General features: G+C 39.1%; 14 protein-coding genes and 4 pseudogenes. 5 read left to right on the forward strand and 13 right to left on the reverse strand.

Features of this window, described 5'->3' with window-relative positions; all coding sequences use genetic code 11:
* Positions 1 to 122 precede the first annotated feature (122 nt).
* The 8 genes and pseudogenes from ACFORE_RS04585 to ACFORE_RS04620 all read right to left on the reverse strand — a co-directional run bounded on the left by ACFORE_RS04585 (position 123) and on the right by ACFORE_RS04620 (position 8,369).
* Complete coding sequence (locus tag ACFORE_RS04585; RefSeq protein WP_235281277.1) at positions 123 to 1,055, reverse strand: DUF1002 domain-containing protein; 933 nt, start codon at positions 1,053 to 1,055, stop codon at positions 123 to 125.
* Between the two features lie 184 nt (positions 1,056 to 1,239).
* A complete protein-coding gene (locus ACFORE_RS04590) occupies positions 1,240 to 2,577 on the reverse strand; it encodes an MFS transporter (protein ID WP_264879730.1) in 1,338 nt (445 codons plus the stop codon).
* A 198-nt stretch (positions 2,578 to 2,775) separates the two neighbouring features.
* Complete coding sequence (locus ACFORE_RS04595; RefSeq protein WP_264879729.1) at positions 2,776 to 3,639, reverse strand: aldo/keto reductase; 864 nt, start codon at positions 3,637 to 3,639, stop codon at positions 2,776 to 2,778.
* Positions 3,640 to 3,855: 216 nt separating this feature from the next.
* Positions 3,856 to 4,728: an alpha/beta hydrolase gene (locus ACFORE_RS04600; RefSeq protein ID WP_264879728.1), complete on the reverse strand. Its 873-nt coding sequence runs from the start codon at positions 4,726 to 4,728 to the stop codon at positions 3,856 to 3,858.
* Between the two features lie 150 nt (positions 4,729 to 4,878).
* Entirely contained in the window at positions 4,879 to 5,625 is a 747-nt protein-coding gene (locus ACFORE_RS04605; RefSeq protein ID WP_264879731.1) for an SDR family NAD(P)-dependent oxidoreductase, read from the reverse strand.
* 138 nt (positions 5,626 to 5,763) lie between these two features.
* A complete protein-coding gene (locus ACFORE_RS04610) occupies positions 5,764 to 6,804 on the reverse strand; it encodes a zinc-dependent alcohol dehydrogenase family protein (RefSeq protein ID WP_380435006.1) in 1,041 nt (346 codons plus the stop codon).
* Between the two features lie 22 nt (positions 6,805 to 6,826).
* Entirely contained in the window at positions 6,827 to 7,483 is a 657-nt protein-coding gene (locus tag ACFORE_RS04615) for an NAD(P)H-binding protein (protein ID WP_264879726.1), read from the reverse strand.
* Positions 7,484 to 7,509: 26 nt separating this feature from the next.
* Positions 7,510 to 8,369, reverse strand: a pseudogene (locus ACFORE_RS04620) (aldo/keto reductase).
* Between the two features lie 240 nt (positions 8,370 to 8,609).
* Here ACFORE_RS04620 and ACFORE_RS04625 point away from each other — a divergent pair.
* A pseudogene (locus ACFORE_RS04625) lies at positions 8,610 to 9,468 on the forward strand (IS982 family transposase).
* 247 nt (positions 9,469 to 9,715) lie between these two features.
* Here ACFORE_RS04625 and ACFORE_RS04630 read toward each other — a convergent pair.
* A complete protein-coding gene (locus ACFORE_RS04630) occupies positions 9,716 to 10,162 on the reverse strand; it encodes a flavodoxin family protein (protein WP_264879725.1) in 447 nt (148 codons plus the stop codon).
* A 259-nt stretch (positions 10,163 to 10,421) separates the two neighbouring features.
* Here ACFORE_RS04630 and ACFORE_RS04635 point away from each other — a divergent pair.
* From ACFORE_RS04635 to ACFORE_RS08680, 3 genes and pseudogenes are all read left to right on the forward strand, one after another.
* Positions 10,422 to 10,901 (forward strand): annotated as a pseudogene (locus ACFORE_RS04635) (LysR family transcriptional regulator); the annotation flags it as partial.
* Between the two features lie 28 nt (positions 10,902 to 10,929).
* Positions 10,930 to 11,058: a hypothetical protein gene (locus tag ACFORE_RS04640; RefSeq protein ID WP_264879724.1), complete on the forward strand. Its 129-nt coding sequence runs from the start codon at positions 10,930 to 10,932 to the stop codon at positions 11,056 to 11,058.
* 220 nt (positions 11,059 to 11,278) lie between these two features.
* A pseudogene (locus tag ACFORE_RS08680) lies at positions 11,279 to 11,785 on the forward strand (IS982 family transposase); the annotation flags it as partial.
* Positions 11,786 to 12,323: 538 nt separating this feature from the next.
* Here ACFORE_RS08680 and ACFORE_RS04645 read toward each other — a convergent pair.
* Together ACFORE_RS04645 and gyrA are read right to left on the reverse strand one after the other, a co-directional pair.
* Positions 12,324 to 13,052, reverse strand: a complete 729-nt coding sequence (locus ACFORE_RS04645) for a class A sortase (protein ID WP_264879723.1) — start codon at positions 13,050 to 13,052, stop codon at positions 12,324 to 12,326.
* Positions 13,053 to 13,064: 12 nt separating this feature from the next.
* On the reverse strand, positions 13,065 to 15,506 hold the full coding sequence (gyrA, locus tag ACFORE_RS04650; protein WP_154455503.1) for a DNA gyrase subunit A: 2,442 nt from the start codon (positions 15,504 to 15,506) through the stop codon (positions 13,065 to 13,067).
* A 213-nt stretch (positions 15,507 to 15,719) separates the two neighbouring features.
* Here gyrA and ACFORE_RS04655 point away from each other — a divergent pair, with 213 nt between their 5' ends.
* A complete protein-coding gene (locus ACFORE_RS04655) occupies positions 15,720 to 16,709 on the forward strand; it encodes an L-lactate dehydrogenase (RefSeq protein ID WP_154455504.1) in 990 nt (329 codons plus the stop codon).
* A 105-nt stretch (positions 16,710 to 16,814) separates the two neighbouring features.
* Here the strand turns inward: ACFORE_RS04655 and nox are convergent, their stop codons facing one another.
* Together nox and ACFORE_RS04665 are read right to left on the reverse strand one after the other, a co-directional pair.
* The gene (nox, locus tag ACFORE_RS04660) at positions 16,815 to 18,182 is read right to left on the reverse strand and encodes a H2O-forming NADH oxidase (protein ID WP_264879722.1); all 1,368 of its coding nucleotides are present in this window, start codon (positions 18,180 to 18,182) and stop codon (positions 16,815 to 16,817) included.
* A 177-nt stretch (positions 18,183 to 18,359) separates the two neighbouring features.
* Positions 18,360 to 19,597: GBS Bsp-like repeat-containing protein (locus tag ACFORE_RS04665; RefSeq protein WP_380435007.1), on the reverse strand; the 1,238-nt coding region annotated here is incomplete at its 5' end.

Below are 19,597 nucleotides of genomic sequence, written 5' to 3' on the forward strand. Positions count from 1 at the left end.
GACTTTTTGTATATACTCAAAAAGGCTCCATAATTTCCATGGTGGATTTACCCACTACAGAAATTATAGAGCCTCTTTTTTTGCATACAAAATCCCTCGCAGACACCTGCAAGGGTTATTCATTAAGCACCAAAATTGCTAAATAACTGTTTAAAGAAGTTCACGATAGCATTCCACATTCTCACTAAAAAGTTTTGGCTTGATTGTAACGTATCTGCCGCATTAAAGTTCAAATTCATACCTTTAAAGGTTGATTTTGATTGTTCGACAATACTGTTTTTAAGTGAAGCTAGGGTTGAACGGAAGCTCTTGCTATTAACCACATCTGATTTTGATAAATTAACCGCGTAATTCACGATGAGGTTGACTTGGTTATTTGAAAGCACATTTTGCAGCTTGTAGTTGCTGAGGGTTTCATCGACAATTTTTTGAATATCTTCTTTAGAAGCCCCTTCGCCTGCGTCTGCTACGGCTGATTTGATATCAGCAAGTGCCACATTTAGCTGGTCGGCACTGTAACCACTGTTTCCTTCGTTTTCAGAATTGATAGTGGCTAAGGTGTCCAATTCTTCTTGGGCAAGTTCTTTGCTTTCGTCTGAAATCGTTGCCCCATTTTCTTCGAGTGAGTAATAAATACCTGCTAAGGCAGATTCACCAGTTACCGCGATAGGTGACGCCACTTCGATAGAAGCGTGCTCAATGCCTAAGGTTACCGCAGCATTACGGTACATATCCTTGGTCACTTTTGTGATGTTTTCAGGTGTGACAATGTTGACCGTAAGGACTTCAGAAGCGCCTAGTTTTTGGATTTTAACCGAAGAATACAACTGCAAGCTTGGGTCATCCGCGACATTCATAATTTTGGCATAGGCGCTTGTTGAAATGGTTTTGATGTTGGTGTCTTTTGACTCATTGTAATTCAACAAAGCCAAGGTTTGCGAACGCTGCTTATCTGATAAAGAATAGCCTAAAACATATTGCGGTTGCACATAAGTTTCATCAATAACATCTTGAACAGATTGTCCAGCAGCCTGCACTTGCACCGCGCCTATCATCGAAGCGATAAGCAGGGCAACTGCCACGAAATACTTTTTGATACTGAACATGATTTATTCCTTTCTTAATTAAACTCCTTTGTTATTATAATATTATAACATTTTTATAATATTTTTTCAAAATGAGGTGGTAATAAAAGCCCTGTAATAAAGGAAAAATCCATAGTAATATGATTTCTGATCTCTATTTACTTTTTAAACGGTAAATGTTTAGGGAAGCTAGTAGCATGATGATAACGTAAATTAACATGATTTGCTGGCTATGAACAATCATTTTTTCAGGATTGCTTAGTGATGATGTCAATAAAGACACCAATGACAATCCTACGGCTCCACCGATTTGGTGAACGGTATTAACAACACCAGACGCAGCTCCTGCTTCATCAGCCTTAGTATCGGATACCCCTTCGACAGTCATCGGCCCAAGAACAAGTCCTTGTCCAACCCCAATGAAAACCATCGGAATAGCAACACCTAAAAAGTAGCCATGATGTAAGCCCAAACCAACCCCAATGATATATCCCGTCAAATTCATAACCGTTCCCAAAACAAGAACAAAAACATTTGAAAAACGTTGAGTCAGGCGATTAACAAAAAGTGAAAAGATAAATTGTGTCAATGTCATTGGAATAAAAGCAAAAGCAGCTTGCAGTGGTGAATACCAAAAATAACGCTGAAGTGCTTGGGGCATCAAGAAGAAATAAGACATACTAGCACTCATAAAGAAAAAACGAGCAATATACGCACTTGAACGCATTCCATTTCTAAAAAGGCTAAGGGGCATCAACGGTTTTGAATGGTGACTTTCAATCCAAAGAAAAGTCACAAAAGCAAAAACACAAATCACTCCTGACAACCAACGTAAAACATTACCATTAATACTGTAAACAAGACTACTAAAGGTTATTACTGATAAAATAGCACCCCACCAATCCAAAACTAAATCCTTATCTCTTAAAGATTGTGAGATAAATCGTTGCGTCAAGCAAAACATGATAATGCCCACAGGAACATTAATCAAAAAGCCATAACGCCAACTACTGTAACTCGTAATTAGACCACCAATCAGCAAACCAAAACTAGCCCCAAGCCCTGCTGTGACACCATAGTAGGCAATAGCTGTTGCTCGTTGCTGCCCCCTATAGGCATCCATTAAAAATGCCAAGGTCGTCGGTGCTAAAATGGCAGACCCAATTCCTTGAAACGCTCGCATCACAATAATCATGGTAGAACTTGTTGAAATACCAACTAAAAAGGAAGCAACGGTAAAAATAACAAGCCCTATTTGAAAAATGCGTTTACGTCCGTAAATATCTCCCATTCGTCCGAAAAATAGTAAAAAACCACCAAATGTTAACGCGTAAGCATTGCTAACCCAAGACAATAAAGTAGCAGACATCTGTAAATCTTGGCTAATGTGGACAGTACTGGTAAAGATAATCGAATTATCCAATAAAATCATAAAATAACTAAGCAATACAATTGGTAATACCATACCAAATTTTTGAACTTTTTGAGCCATGTTTCTCCTTTTCAATAAGAAAAGCCATAGCAATATGACTTTCTTAATAAATGCTAAATAGAATAGTTAGCGTAGTTGATAAAAATGTAGAGAGCAAATTTGAGATAATTCACAATCTATCAAACTCCCGGTCAATGACAGCTAAGTTTTTCGCGATTCCTTTTTCTATCGCTTTAATCTTCAAAGCTCTCTTCTATCTTAAAACGATTTTCCGACAAAACCCGCTAGGAGTTCAAATGTTGCGGCTTCGTGGTGGTCTGCAAAGACAGTTGTATTCGTATTGAGTGTTTTGATTTGTGCCATGTCGTCGTCAGATAATTCGAAGTCAAAAATATCAAAATTTTGGCGGACACGTTCTGGTTTGGCTGATTTTGATAAGCTAACGATACCACGTTGTAATTGCCAGCGAAGCATCACTTGTGCTGTTGTTTTGCCGTATTTATCAGCGATAGCTTTTAGAATAGGGTTGTTAAAGACATCAAATCGTCCTTCAGCAAAAGCACCCCAGCTTTCAACTTGAACACCTTTAGACGCTTGGTAAGCGACAGAATCATCTTTTTGATTAAAGACATGAAGTTCAATCTGATTTACAGCAGGAATGACATCATTGAAAATGGCAAGGTTAGCTAATTGTTCATCTTCGAAATTTGATACGCCAATGGCACGAATTTTTCCGTCGTTATAAAGTTCTTCCAGCGCACGCCATGCTCCAAAAGTATCGCCCACGGGTTGGTGAAGCAAATAAAGGTCGATGTAATCAGTATCAAGTTTGCGCAGCGATTCTTCAAAAGCCTCCTTGGCACCTTCGTAATTAATGTGTTGAATGAAAGCTTTTGTTGTGATAAAGAGTTCTTCACGCGGAACACCTGAAGCTTTGATAGCTTTGCCGACAGCTTCTTCGTTGCCATAAGCTTCTGAGGTGTCGATTAAACGGTAACCTGTTTTGATGGCTTCTTCGACAGCTTTTTGACAAACATCTGGGTCAGGAATTTGGAAAACACCAAAGCCGACCATGGGCATTTTTACGCCGTTATTAAGCGTTACTGTAGGTTGTTGAATCATTAGTTTTTCTCCTTTGGTTAATCATTTTCTTGATGATTTTATTATAAAATGCTATTGCTCCTTTTAAAATTACTTCTTTTCTATGCTAGTATGCAGTTGGCGTATGGTTATGAATTGGAAAATAAAAGGTACAGTTTAACAAGTAAACTGTACCTCAAAAATTGTATATTATGCGTAAAAATAAGTTGGTGTAAAGGTCTATTTTAATAGTAATGGTTAAAGATTATCATTGAAGAATGGTAGAATGGCTTCTGCTGCTTCATCAACGAATGGATACAAGTCATACATATCGAAATGGCTTGCTTCAGGGATGACAACCCATTCTTTAACAGTACTTTTGGCTGCGTCAAAGATTTCACGTGATGCTGGTTGACTCCAAGCGTTTTCAGCAGTGATAACCAAGTAAGGTTTTGTCATCTCTTTCATGATTTCTGTGACATTGTATTTGATAAGTTCTAATTGGCTCCAAGCAACTACTTGATTGCTCCAACGTGGACGATTTCCACGAGCACTATAATAGTATTGAGCGCCTTCTTCAAAAGCACGTGGTTGGAAGTTAAGGTGAACCAATTCACCTGTACCATTTTCATAGGCTTCTTTGGCCGCTCTCACCTCATCTTCTGGCATGAATAAATTCGTCATTGGAGATGTTGAAATATCTGAAATAGCTGGCACCACCGCTGTAATAGCTTTGAGACGTGGTTCTTTAACACCTGCAACTGACATGTATGAACCTGAACCGCAAATACCAAGCCCACCGATACGGTTGTTGTCAACATATGGCAAGCTTTCTAAGAAATCAACGGCCCCTTCAATGTCTGTCTCTTTAACATCAGGAAGTTCTTGCTGGCGTGGGAGACCTTCACTTTCACCAAAGTAGGCCCCATCAAAAGTTAGTGCAATGTAACCAGCTTCTGCCAAGAGATTAGCATAAGTTGCTTGCGCTTGTTCTTTAATTGAAAGCATTGGTCCTGTGACAACAATAGCCGCATAATTTTTAGTCCCATCAAATTCTGCTGGCAAATAAAGTTGCCCAGCCAAACGAAGGTCTAAAGCTTTATTTTTAAATGTTACATTTTGAATCGTCATGATGTTTTCCTCATTTCTTGTATTTAAGTCAGTCAACTGACTTAGCCGTAAGCAAAACTTGCTTTATTAATATTGGTTATAGTATAACCTCTTCATTAAACTTTGAAAATTACTTTTGGATCTTACCAAGCATACGCCATTTGCATACCATTAGCTTGCTCCCATACCACCATCAACTGCTAGAATAGCACCAGTAACGTATCGTGCTTGTTCAGAAGCGAGATAAGCGGCAGCATTCGCAATATCCTCACTCGCTCCAACATAACACAAGGGAATCATACTAATAATATTATCCATATGCGCCTTAGCATCTTCTTCTGACAAATCAGTTTGATTCCAGATATCAGTTGCAATAGTTCCAGGGGCAATAGCATTAACACGCACGCCGTCAGCAGCCAATTCCATTGCCCAAACACGTGTAAAGTTTTCAACAGCAGCCTTGGCACCAAGATACATCGACATATTCGGACCACGGTGTTGCGCTCCAACAGTTGATAAATTAATAATCGTTACCTTAGCTTTGAGAATAAATGGTAAAGTTTGAATAGTCATATCCAAAAGAGCTCGAACATCTAGGGCAAAAGCACGGTCATAATCCGCTAATGTCAATTCTTTTAGTGGCGTTACAGGAGCCCAACCTACATTATTTACCAAGATATCTAACTGACCAGCAAAATCAGTTTCAATAGTTTTTGCAATTTTAGTGATATCATCAGAGTTTGTAATGTCAGCCACAACATAAGAAATATCTTTATTGGTATATACCAATTTTTTTAAAATATTTTCTCGGCGTCCTGCAATAATAACTTTTGCTCCTTCGTTGGCATAACGTTCAGCAATAGCACGACCAATTCCTGAACTGCCGCCCGTTACAACGGCAACTTTATTTTCAAATATTTAGAGATCATAATTTCCTTCATTTTAGGATAATTAGTATACTACTTCACTTGAAAATTACTTTTAAAGTAAGCTAGTACACACATATATATGCTAAATTCAAATGAAAAACCAGCTGTTAAAAACTGGCTTTGTGTTTTATTCAGATACAATGACTAAAGACTTAATCGCTTCGCGCTTATCCATAGCTTCATAGGCTGCTTGAATGTCACCGAGATTGAAGCGTTTGGTAAAGACTTTACCTGGATTAATTTTTCCAGTTAGGACAGCATCAAGAAGCGGTTCTTTGTCATAGGTAGTTACTGAGGCAACACCACCTCGTAAACCAATATTTTTCCAGAAGAGTGCATTGGTGTTCATTTCTGCTTTTTGAGGAACACCTACACGACCAATCACAGCACCTGGACGGCAGACATTGACAGCTGTTTCAACTGATTGCACAGTTCCAACACATTCTAAAACAGCGTCGGCACCAGCACCATTTGTCAATACCATAACTTTTTCAACGGCTTCGTCACCACGTTCAGCTACAATATCAGTTGCGCCGAATTCTTTTGCTAGAGCTTGTCGGTCAGCATGACGACTCATGGCAATAATGCGTGTTGCCCCCAATAATTTAGCGCCAATAACGCCACACAAACCAACGGCACCATCTCCCATGACAACAACAGTATCGCCAGCTTTGACCTCTGCTGTTTTAGCAGCATGATAACCAGTTGCCATCACATCAGCCAAAGTCAAGAGAGAATTCAATACGTCATCTGAATAATCAGACGGTTGTCCAGGAATTTTAATAAGTGCCCAATCAGCATTTGTAAAGCGGAGATATTCACCTTGATAGCCAGCGTTACCACCTGGTTCCATATTGGTACAATTGCCATCAAAACCAGCACGGCAAGCAGCGCATTTACCACAACCATGTGTAAATGGAACAATGACAAAATCGCCAGCTTTAACTGAGGTCACCGCATTTCCTACTGTTTCAACAATGCCAATAGCTTCATGTCCAGTATAAGAATTTGGTTCGCGTTTAGAAATGCCTCTAAACCACCAAAGGTCGGAACCACAAACACACGCACGAACGGTTTTAATAATGACATCTGTGTCTTTTTGAATTTCTGGCACAGGTGCTTCAGTAACTGTCATTTTCCCTGGTTCAATAAATGTCGCGACTTTCATTTTTTCTCCTTCTCTATTTATCTTAATAAACAGGACGTGTCAATCCTTGAGTATCGGGGTCGGCAAGACCTATACTTTCTCTATTGAGGTAAGTTGGGTCAGCAATCATTTTGACGACAACGTCTGCCATACTTTGACGTGACCCCGAAACACCGACATATGATTCTCCTTTGTGCGTGATACTGTATTTTACCTCATCACGGTCATTTAACCAAGACAAGCGCAAAGTTGTGTAATCTAAGCCTGATTTTTCTAACAATTCGTCAGAACGTCGATCACGATTGAGCCCCGCTTGCGTAAGCATTTCTGTATTCCAACGACCATATTCTCCAGGAACTTCTCCGTAAATTACTAAAACATTTGAAGCTATAACACGTTTAACATCATTTTTAATCATTGCTGCAATAACATCTTGAGTCAGTTCGTTATCAGGGTCATGGTCAACATTTGAAATAAAAACAATATCCTGTCCTTGAACAGCCTTGTCCAACGTTTCTTGGTCATGAATATCAGCATCTACTGTCCTTACACGTGTAGGATTAATAGCCACTAAGTCATCAACACGATGACTTTTTCGTAAATAAAGTGTCAATTGAACATCATCTTGTTCGCTCAAAAGACGCTTCGCTACAATCCGTGCAATTTGTCCATTGGCACCCAAAATTAAAACATTTTTCATCTATATTTCCTCAATAATCTTTAAGATTAATCATTAGCATGAACATCATAGTTAGAAAGTAGCCAGTCTCCAACACCTGGTGCGTCTGGGTCATGAGCGCCTTTTCCTTTGTCAAGGACACGAAGCTCTGCCATTTCTTCAGCGGTCAATTCAAAATCAAAGAGGTCTTTGTTTGATGCCATGCGAACTTTCTTGGTTGATTTTGGCAATACAATGATACCTTCTTGCACTTCAAATCGCAAAATAATTTGCCCAGCATCTTTGCCATATTTGTTAGCCAAGACTGTGATGATTGGTTCGGCAAATAAGTCTTTATTTCCTTGTCCGAGTGGCGCCCAAGCTTCGATTTTAACATCATCTTTTGCAAGCAAGTCACGTAGAGCTTTTTGTTGGAAATATGGGTTGAATTCTACTTGGTTAACAGCTGGAATCGTATTGAAATGTGGAACAAATTGATTCCAAAAGTTTGGCGTGAAGTTTGACACACCGATTGATTTTATTTTACCAGCTTCTTTAGCTTCTTCTAAAGTTTTCCAAGCCTCTTCGACTTTGCCATAAGGTTGGTGAAGGAGGTAAAGATCAAGGTAATCAAGTCCCATTTTTTCAAGAGTCGCATCGATGATTGCTTTAGCAGTTTCGTAAGCATAATCTTGGATCCACAGTTTGCTGGTAACAAAAATTTCTTCACGTGGAATACCAGAATTCTTGATTGCTTGTCCGACTTCTTTTTCATTGAAATAGGCTTACGCTGTGTCGATATGACGATAGCCTACTTCTAAGGCTTCCTTAACAGCTGTATAGTTTGAACCGTCTGCAGGAATTTGGAAATACCAAACCCAACTGCTGGAATACGATTGCCATCATTTAAAGTAATTGTTTCTGTCATCATTTTTACCTCGTTCTTTTTTATACCTACATTTTACGTCTAAATGGCTCAAAAGTACATTACTTATGTGCTAAGCTAGCATGCGCTTTACGTATACTGATTTAGTTCGATTTAGCTTAAAATTTCCAAAAGGTACTTAAAGCAATATAAGTATAACCCGTGGTGCTAGTTAAATTTAAGATACGAAAAAAGCTCAAATGGACTATACTGTAAGTGACAACTAAACAGAAGGTAGTCCAAATGAGCCATTTACAGTATACCGCTAAATCTCATCATTTACAATGGGATATGAAGCCATTAAAACAATTTTGTACTCTTATTTATCGTCAATACAGTCCCAAGTTATTGCGTGAACGCCACAATATCAAACTTTGTAAAACAAAAGATAGTTCTATTTAGTTCTCTTATTTTTACAAGTAGAGTTAGGTATTCGGTCTCAGCGTAAGTTTTACCGTATGTGTCAGTTATTTATTGGTAGTAGTGGATTAGAACGTACGCGATTTTATCGTCGTGCAAAATATTTGCTTCCTCTATTTAAACTAATCAGACAAGCGCTAACAAAACGAATACCTAAAGATGAGCTTGTTATTGTAGATAGCTTTCCGCTTCCTGTTTGTCTTCCAGTTAGAAATTTTAAAACTAGGATTTTTCGGGACGAACAGGCTGATATTTCCTTTAATTCAGCTAAACAAATGTGGTTTTATGGTTTCAAGGTGCATATGTTGGTAACCTTATCAGGTTACGTTGTGAACGACCTCGTGACACCTGCATCAACCCATGATAGTAAAGCCTGTGAGGAATTACTAGAAGATACAATTTTCCTATGATTTTAGCGGATTTAGGCTATATTAGCCAATCATTGAAGCAGCGATTAGCACAAAAAGGATACCAGCTTTGGACACCGTTACGTCAAAACATGAGCGAAGCTAAACATCATAATAATTGGAAATTAATGGCTAAACGACGAACTATTGAAACGAGATTTTCGGTACTCTGTACAGAATTTGATATTCAAAGACCCCTTGTTCGTAGCTTATGCGGACTGGAACTGTGGTTAGAAAGTATTATTTGGGTTTATAATTTGAGATTTTTCAACTAGCACCACGGGTAAGTATAATAACAAACGGCATCATAATCATGCTTAACGCCTTTTCGTTCTCTGAAAAGCAGATTATCTTCCTATTTATGTTGTTTTGGAGCCTCACTGGCTAATGCTAAAAATTGATTTTTAAAAGCTTGATAAGCAAAATCTACTGTTCCTGCCGATCAACGCTTGAGCCTAAACTATATCCACCATTCGTTAAAAAGAGCGCAATGGCTTTACCCGATAGCTCATCTCCATATCCTTAAACTTCCTTAGCTAACTTCTTGGCTTCACTGGCATTGTGCGCCATTCCCATATAATCCATGTCATAGTAACTTGAAAAACGGCTCATTGTGTATTCACCAGCAGCTAGAATTTCTGGAGTTGGTGCTTGTCCTTGAAAGAGAAAGAACAAACGTTTTCCAGCAAATTCAGGAGCCACTCGACCGTATTGACGGTCTAAGAAATTACGCAATAAACCATTTAAATTATGCCAATAAACAGGAGAGCCAATAACGATTGTGGCAGCCTTGGCAACTTCTGTCATCACATCGTCTAGTTGATCATCAGCGAAATTTTGACCATAAGCATACAATTTATAATCTGCTAAATCTAGCGTTTGATAGTCATGTCCTGCCAACAAAACACGTGCTAATTTGGCAGTATTGCCATTATGATTTGGACTACTATTAATAAACAAAATACTCATAATTTTTCCTCCAACTAACCTTTAGGAAAGATTGTTTTCAAAATAACCCTCTTTCCTTTTGATACTTAAACTATATACCAAGGCTTTTTATTTGAAAATTACTTCTCTTCTATGGTAGTATACTTGTAACGTATACTTACCAGAAAAGAAAGCATTCATGATTGATGACTACCTTTTAGAAGCCCTTGTTGCTTTTGCCAAATACGGTACGCTCTCTGCCACAGCAGATCACCTTATGGTCACTTAGCCAACGGTCACACGAGGCATGCAAAAACTCGAAGACGAACTCGGAGTAACTTTATTAAAACGAACTCCTAATCACATTAGCTTAACGGAAACAGGTCAATTAGCTACCGAAGAAGCTGAAAAATTGCTAGAAGCCAAACAGGCCTTTATCGATCATATCCAAGATTTTGAGAAACATTCAGGAAAAATACGATTAGGTTCAGTAGCTCCTGGTCCGCTTTACATTGCTGAAGATGTAGCATCCGAGCATATTAGCATTGATAATAATTTGCTTTCTGAAGGGGGAATTGTTGCTAAATTGCTTTCTCAAGATTATCAACTCATTTTTACACACCAAGAAATTCAAACAGATAACATCGAATCACTTTATGTCGGCAAGGAAAGTTTACGTGTTAACAGTGATGCCATGATCGTCCCAGCTAATAAAACCAAAACAACATTTCAAGAAATGGCTGGTTTTAGTTTCGTGGTTCTTCGCGACATTGGTATTTGACAACAAATTATTGAGGACAATATTCCAAATGCGAAATTTATTTACCAAGATGAAGTTGATGATTTCAATGAAATTAGGCGCTATTCAAGTCTACCTTATTTCACTACCAACATCACGCATCTCACGCGCGAAAAGCAAGTTCACAATCGCCGTTTAGAAATGCCTATTACCGACGAAACAGCACAGATTGATTTTTACCTTGCCTATCTGAAAACGAACAAATCTCAGTTTAAAAAGGAAATTGCTGCCATTCAAACCGCCTGGGAAAATTTGAAATGAGAATGACGAAATATATATAAACAAAGCAGGCACTATCCATTAGTGAGATATATTTTGGTATGGTATACCCTTGGTGCTAATTAATTTCAAAAGACACAAAAAACTACTGCCCAGACTCCTTTAAACATCGGCGTAACGTTAAATTGGTTAACTTTTCTGATGTGTCCCTTCTCGTCTTGCTTTTGTTACAAGCTAAACTGAACATGACATCGCAACGCCATTTCTATAACATCTGCCGCTTCATTGCCAAGCTGTACGCAATCACAGAGTCTCCATTTTTAAAGGATTAGCAAATGTTGGTTACTTTATCAGGTTATATTCTGAACTACGTTATGACACCAATCTCTGTTCATGATATCAAAGCAACCCATGAGCTATTAGAAGCATGCAAACAGTTGCTCATTATCAGCGATTTAGACTATCTAAGTAATGAACTCAAGTAGAGCCTAGGACTGGAAAGGTACTATCTATGGACAAGGTTTTTCGGAACTGTGCCGTCTTTTCGTCTTTTGGGTGTCCAAGACACATCATTAGTTAGAAGACTAGCTTGGATACAGTTAAGACCTGAACAAATCGTTCTTGCTCATAATTCACGTTATTTTTAAATTAACTAGAACCACGAATATAGTATAAAAAATCATTGTTGCTTTTTAACTAGCTATAGGTCTGATGCACTAAATTGTCGTATGAGGAGAGGTTAACTTATATACTAAATTTACTCTTAAAGTAGAAATTCTATTTATCAGAATCGGACTTCGCTATGAATACTCAGATATTTTAGTCAAATGCCAAATACTTGATGCCACTTAATACTTTACCAACAATCACCCCAAAGAAATCGTATATTGAGGAATATATAAAACTAGCTAGCAGTTTTGCTAGCTAGTTTTTGTTAAGTATTTTATCAAACTTTAAAGAAAAGAGTATTTTAGAATCAAACTAGCACATGAAAAGCATCATAAATCGCTAAGAAAATTATTCGTGTGCTAGTTCATTTCCTGAAGAATGACGAAGCTTTTGATGAAGATAAACCGAGATAAAAACCTTTTCAAAATATGATCTAAAGTATTCTAAAAAATTTAGAACAAACTATTGACAATTCTTATAGTTTTTCTTTCCTACGATGGTAACCAAGGTTTTAGGTTAAAAGGACATTTGATTATAAGCATATTGGAAAGCCTTTAGCACGTCCTTTGGAGCTTGGTCATAGGAAACTGAAGATTCTAGATTGCCCTTGACCACAATACGGTTGGTCGCAGCTTGGTCGGTACACGTCACCAAGGTTACCTCAGATTGCCCAGGACTGTCGTTTAGCACATCTGTGCGGTCAGGTGCTACTGACTCCACTGACGTGATGACATAGGTGTAAATCATTGATTTGTCCGTCAAATAAATCATCATGCCAGTTTTAGCACGTTCAAGTGGTGAAAAGAGCATTTTAGACGAACCTTCCAATTCAAAAACGTGATGGCTGGCGAGTGCGTAATTATTGACCCCGCCCATAACTTGATTTTTCTTCATCGTCCCAGCGCCATAAGATAATTCTGTATTGCCCAAGCCTTTAAAAATAGGAAGATTGATGTCTAAATCAGGGATGGCAATTCCACCAATCGCAGGCAAATCAACCTGACTCGTCTGATTTTTTAAAACAGACTGCAAACTGATTGGCTCAACCGCTGAAAAATCATAAGTCACGTCTGCCGACTGGTTTTTTTCCAGTGTTTTTTTAGATACTTTTTCGATTTGGTAACGATTTGACTGGCGACCAATCAAAAAATTACAAATAGACTGATTAAAAATCAAGGCTAGACCAACGACGATTAAAACAAAGCAGATAAAGACTTTCAGAGTTGTTTCGAATCTTCTTTTCATATCCTTATAGCCTTATGCTTCATCATTTTCTTCTTCGGGATGGACGAGGGTAAAGGTCATGATTTTAGAATCTTGGTACAATTTCATGACTTTAACGCCCAAGGTTGAACGACCTGTTTGCGAAATATTAGACACACCTGTACGAATGACAACACCTGTATCTGTAATAACCATGATATCCTCGTCACCATTGACAGTTGCTAGACCAGCTAACAGACCATTTTTCTCAGTGATCTTAATAGTCTTAATACCTTTACCACCGCGACCTTTAGTTGGGTATTCAGATGCAGCTGTACGTTTGCCGTAGCCCTTCTCTGTAATCACAAGCACTTCTTGGTCATCTGTGATGCGTGAAGCACCCACAACAGCGTCACCCTCACGAAGATTTACCCCACGAACACCTGAAGCTGAGCGGCTCATACTACGAACAGCACTTTCTTTAAAGCGGACACTATAACCAAAACGTGTTCCAATGATGATATCATCATCGCCGCTTGTTCGGATAACATTGATTAACTCATCACCGTCTTTAAGGGTAATAGCCTTCAGACCATTTTGACGAATATGCGCAAATTCAGACTCCTTAGTTCGCTTGATAATCCCATTTCGTGTCACAAAGAAGAAATAATTTTCTTCTGACTCAGCTTGTGTGGCTCTGATGATGGTTTGAACCACTTCGTCCTCGTCCAATTTCAAGAGATTGACAATTGGTAATCCCTTGGCACTGCGACCGTATTCAGGGATTTCATAGCCCTTCAAACGGTAAACACGACCACGATTGGTCATAAAGTAAACGTAATCGTGAGTATTTGTCGATACCAATTCTCGCACAAAGTCATCGTCATTGACACCTGTTCCCTTGACTCCACGACCGCCACGTTTTTGCGAACGGAATTCGTCTTGAGAAAGGCGTTTAACGTAACCATTATCAGACAAGGTGATGAGAACATCGCTTTCTTCAATCAAATCTTCATCGTCTAGTGAAAGCACTTCTCCCACCATCAATTCTGTACGGCGAGGGTCAGCATATTTACGCTTAATCTCGTCCATTTCTTCTTTGATGATCGCAATAATACGCTCTGGTTTGGCTAAAATATCCGACAAATCAGCAATCAAAGCCAACAAATCATCGTATTCATCTTGGATTTTTTCCCTTTCCAAACCAGTCAAACGACGCAAACGCATATCAAGGATAGCTTGACTTTGACGTTCTGACAATTGGAAACGTTCCATCAATTCTTTTTGTGCCAAAACATCGGTTTCGCTATTGCGGATAATGCTAATCACTTCGTCCAAGTGGTCTAAAGCAATCAGCAAGCCTTCCAAGATGTGAGCGCGTTTTTCTGCCTTTGCTTTATCAAATTTTGTGCGGCGAACAATCACATCTTTTTGGTGCTCGATGTAATCAACAATAATCTGTTTGAGTGATAAAATCTTAGGCACACCATTTTCAATCGCCAGCATATTAAAACTATAATTGGTTTGCAAGCTGGTCAATTTAAAAAGATTATTCAAAATCACATTAGCAGAGGCATCACGACGCACTTCAATAACAAAGCGAATACCTTCGCGGCTTGATTCATCACGTACCGCTGTGATTCCTTCGATACGCTTTTCTTGCGTCAAACGCACGATGTGTTCGTGTACCTTAGTTTTATTGACGCCATAAGGGAACTCCGTCACCACGATACGCTCACGACCACTCTTAGTTGTTTCAATCTCTGCACGTGAACGCAGGATAATAGACCCCTTACCTGTTTCATAAGCTTTGTAAATCCCTGAACGTCCCATTACCAAAGCCCCTGTTGGGAAATCTGGTCCAGGCAAGACTTCCATCAATTCACGCGTCGTCACGTCAGGATTATCCATCACCAACTTAACCGCATCAATCGATTCGCCTAAGTTGTGCGGTGGGATATTTGTCGCCATACCGACGGCAATCCCTGTTGCACCATTGACCAACAAATTAGGAAAACGCGATGGTAAGACCAAAGGCTCACGTTCGCTACCATCGTAGTTATCTTGGAAATCAACTGTTTTTTTGTTGATATCACGCAACATCTCTAGCGCAATTTTGCTCATTCGGGCTTCGGTATAACGTTGTGCCGCTGCACCATCACCATCCATTGAACCAAAGTTTCCGTGACCATCAACCAACATATGACGATAGCTCCACCATTGAGCCATTCGAACCATAGCTTCATAAATCGAAGAATCACCATGAGGGTGATATTTACCCATGACATCCCCTGTGATACGAGCTGATTTTTTATGCGGTTTATCAGGCGTTACTCCAAGCTCATTCATTCCATAAAGAATGCGGCGATGAACAGGCTTTAACCCATCGCGAACATCTGGCAGTGCGCGTGCGACAATAACAGACATCGCATAATCGATAAAACTTACTTTCATCTCTGAGGTTAGATTAACGTCAATTAAATTCTTATCCTGCATTAAGGAAAAACTCTCCTCCTCTACTGTAAAACTCTTCTATATTATACCATATTTTTCCTAGAAACGACATGGCTAGCCAAACTTAGATTGACTACACTAAAATAAAATTTCACAAAGTTTTTAGAATAAATTAGTGACATATCTCACGTAACGTGCTAAAATATAAACGTATGAGGCTTTAACCTCAAAAAAAGTTAAGGAGATGTTTAGATAATGACTGCAACTAAACAACACAAAAAAGTTATCCTTGTTGGTGATGGTGCCGTTGGATCATCTTACGCATTTGCGCTTGTAAACCAAGGAATCGCACAAGAACTTGGTATCATCGAAATTCCACAACTTTTCAACAAAGCTGTTGGTGACGCTGAAGATTTGAGCCACGCTCTTGCATTCACTTCACCTAAAAAAATCTACGCTGCTAAATACGAAGACTGTGCAGATGCTGATCTTGTCGTAATTACTGCTGGTGCTCCTCAAAAACCAGGTGAAACTCGTCTTGACCTTGTTGATAAAAACTTGGCTATCAACAAATCTATCGTTACTGAAATCGTTAAATCTGGTTTCAACGGAGTCTTCTTGGTCGCTGCTAACCCAGTTGATATCTTGACTTACTCTACATGGAAATTCTCAGGATTCCCTAAAGAACGCGTTATTGGTTCAGGTACTTCACTTGACTCAGCTCGTTTCCGTCAAGCATTGGCTGAAAAACTTGGTGTTGATGCACGTTCAGTACACGCATACATCATGGGTGAACACGGTGACTCTGAATTCGCTGTTTGGTCACATGCTAACGTTGCTGGTGTAAATCTCGAAAACTACCTTAAAGATGTTGAAAACTTCAACGCTGAAGAATTGGTTGACCTATTTGTAAGCGTACGTGACGCTGCATACTCAATCATCGACAAAAAAGGTGCTACATTCTACGGTATCGCTGTTGCCCTTGCACGTATTACTCAAGCTATTCTTAACGATGAAAATGCCGTTCTTCCAGTTTCTGTATATCAAGACGGTCAATACCCAGGCGTAACTGATTGCTACATTGGTCAACCTGCTATCGTTGGTGCACATGGTATCGTTCGTCCAGTGAACATTCCATTGAACGATGCTGAAACACAAAAAATGCAAGCTTCTGCAGAAGAATTAAAAGCTATCATCGACAAAGCTTTCTCTAAAGAAGAATACGTTGCTGCTTCTAAAAACTAATCAGCTCTAAAGGATGGTAAAAGAGAGTCGAAAGACTCTCTTTTTTCTACCTTAAAATAAAAAATAACAGGAAACTACCACTCCCTGTTATTTTTTTACTCAACACTACTCAGCACTCAACGCTGCCATAGTAATGTAGTTATAAGGTTTATTGAAGTGTGGCAAGAAGAACAAATCTGTCAAAGCTAATTTATCAATCGTTACTTGCTCTTGGATAGCCAATGAGAAGAGGTGCAGTGCCAAAGAAATGTCTTTTTTAGACATCAATTGTGCCCCTAGAATTCTGCGAGTCTTTTTATCGTAAACAATCTTCAAGGTTACTTTGGCATTGTCTTTCTCGATAAATTCAGGCTTTTGATTGTCTTTGTATTCCACTTCTGCTGCTTCAAATCCTTTGGCAGCTGCTTTTTCCAAAGTCAAACCAGTTGAAACCATGTCTAAGCCATAAATCGAAATACCGTTTGAACCTTGGACACCGACACCTTCTAATTTATGTCCGCAAGCATTGTGGGCTGCCACAATCCCTGTTCTTACTGCATTCGATGCAAGAGCGATATAATCGATTGTTTGTGTTGCGTTATTGAAAATAGTTGCACAGTCACCAATAGCATAGACGCCGGGAACACTTGTTTCTTGGTATTTATCCACTAGGAAAGCACCGTTTGAGAAGAGTTCCACTTTGCCACCACCTAGAGCAGTATTTGGGCGGAAACCAACAGCAAGGATAACCATATCAACATCGTATTCAGCTTTATCAGTGATGATTTTTTCAACTTTTGTTTGACCCGCAATTTCTTTAACGGCTTCACCAAAGGCTAGTCGAATACCGTGGTCTTCCAAATTTTTCGCCATCGCTGCACTAAAATCTGCGTCATAGTAACCTGCCAAGCATGTTTCAGCAACATCGATAAGGGTTACTTCTTTGCCATTACGTTGGAAGGCTTCTGCCAATTCTACACCAATATAACCCGCACCAACAACGGCAACACGTGAAATGTTTTCATGGTGTAATTTATTAATCACATCTTCAGCGTTTTGGTACAATTTCACAAACTGAACATTCTCAAGAGCTGCTTTGAATTCAAGAGAATCTGGATCCATGTGAACCCCTTTAATCTTAGGAATAATAGGTTGCGAACCTGTCGCAAAAATCAATTTATCGTAGTGTTCTTCATGTGTTTGACCATCTACAATTGCTGTTACCACTTTATTATCATAATCGACAGACTCCACAGGAGAATTCATATAAATGGTAGCACCTAACTCTTCTAGCTCTTTCTTGCTAGAGTAGAATAACCCTTCTGGACCAGAGATCTGCTCTCCAATCCATAGCGCCATACCACAGCCTAAAAATGAAATATTAGAATTTTGATCAAAAACAACAATTTCATTGTTAGCTCCGTAGTTGGTTAACATGGTTTTAATACATGCTGTTCCAGCATGGTTTGCTCCGATAACAACAATTTTACTCATAAGAAAAACCTCTACTAACTAATAGTTTTATCACTATAACTATACCACATTGATAAAACGCTTACAAGTATTTTGTTTCAAGTTTTCTCCCTATTTCTGAAAATAAAAACACCTTATAATGATAGGAGTTTCATGGAAAAAATATAAAAAGAGAACCTCCTGGTTCCCTTTTTGTCATTAGATATCCGTGATTTTCACCAATGGATGACCCAAAGCAGCAATGTCTTCATATTGCGTACTTTGTTCTCTCCAAAGGGCATCAATTGGATACCAGCCGTTGTTGGCTGCGTTATACGGATCTAAAACATAGGTATTTCCATTTGAATAGCCTTTTAAGACAATAGCGTGGCTGGTGCCAAAAGGCCATGGCGAGAACTTATTCATCTGAACAGATGCTGATACATAGTGACCTTCTTTCAAGGCATTGGTTAATTCATTCACTGAACCCAAAGCTGTCGGTGTCATTCCAAAGTGTTTAGAGGCCAACAATACACCATTTCCACTCGTTCCTTGACTACCACGGTTAAATTCAACCGTATCATAATACAGGTAATCTGCTACCATCGTTGGTAAAATTTCTTTTCCTGATAATGACGAGATAATCATAGATAAACTGGTTGGCACACAACCTGTTGCTCCCATTTTGTAGCCACCGTAGAGAGTGTTTCCCCAGCGTTCATCTTTTTGATTGTAATAAGGAGTGTTGTAGCTGGTCTTTTTCACGGTAAATTCCGTTTTACCAAGCAAGTACATTTTCCCATTATCAGACTGGTAAGCATGCAAGTGATAGGTTCCTGTTCCTGAGTGGTTAGCAACATTAATCAAACCAGTTGCAACTGCTTGTGAAACAGAAGCATCGTACCACTTGATGTCGTCTTGGCCATTAACATCTGACCAGACAGCGTATTTAACAGAGCCATTTGAATACACACCTGAAATGGTAACGCCATAAACGCCTGTCCCCTTATAAGTAGCTGTTACGCTAGTTGTTGATTGGGTATTGTTAAAGGCACATTGTCCCAAATTATAACCAATGGTACTGCCATCTTTTGTTTTGATATAAGTATGAACAGTGTAATTTCCTGTTAGATTGTGGTGGTATTTTTCATCCACTGTCACAATCACTTTGCCATTAACAACGTGGGATGTTGTGTACCAGTGAATGTTTTTCTGCTCAGCTTCTGACCACGCTGCTACGGACACACTCGCAATAGATTTTGAGGTTTCTGTTTCGGCAATAACAACTTGCAGCGTTCCTTTATCGGCGTTGTGGTTTTGCACGGTAACCGTTGGTGCTGTCAAGTTTTGATTAAAGGTCAAATCAATCCCTGAAGTAGTAGCTAAACCAACAAGGGAATGTGTTACTTCGCTGACACCGTAAACGTGAACGTTGTAGTGGCCTGATTCAAAGTTAT

This window comes from Streptococcus alactolyticus (genome assembly GCF_042649785.1).
Taxonomy (GTDB): domain Bacteria; phylum Bacillota; class Bacilli; order Lactobacillales; family Streptococcaceae; genus Streptococcus; species Streptococcus alactolyticus.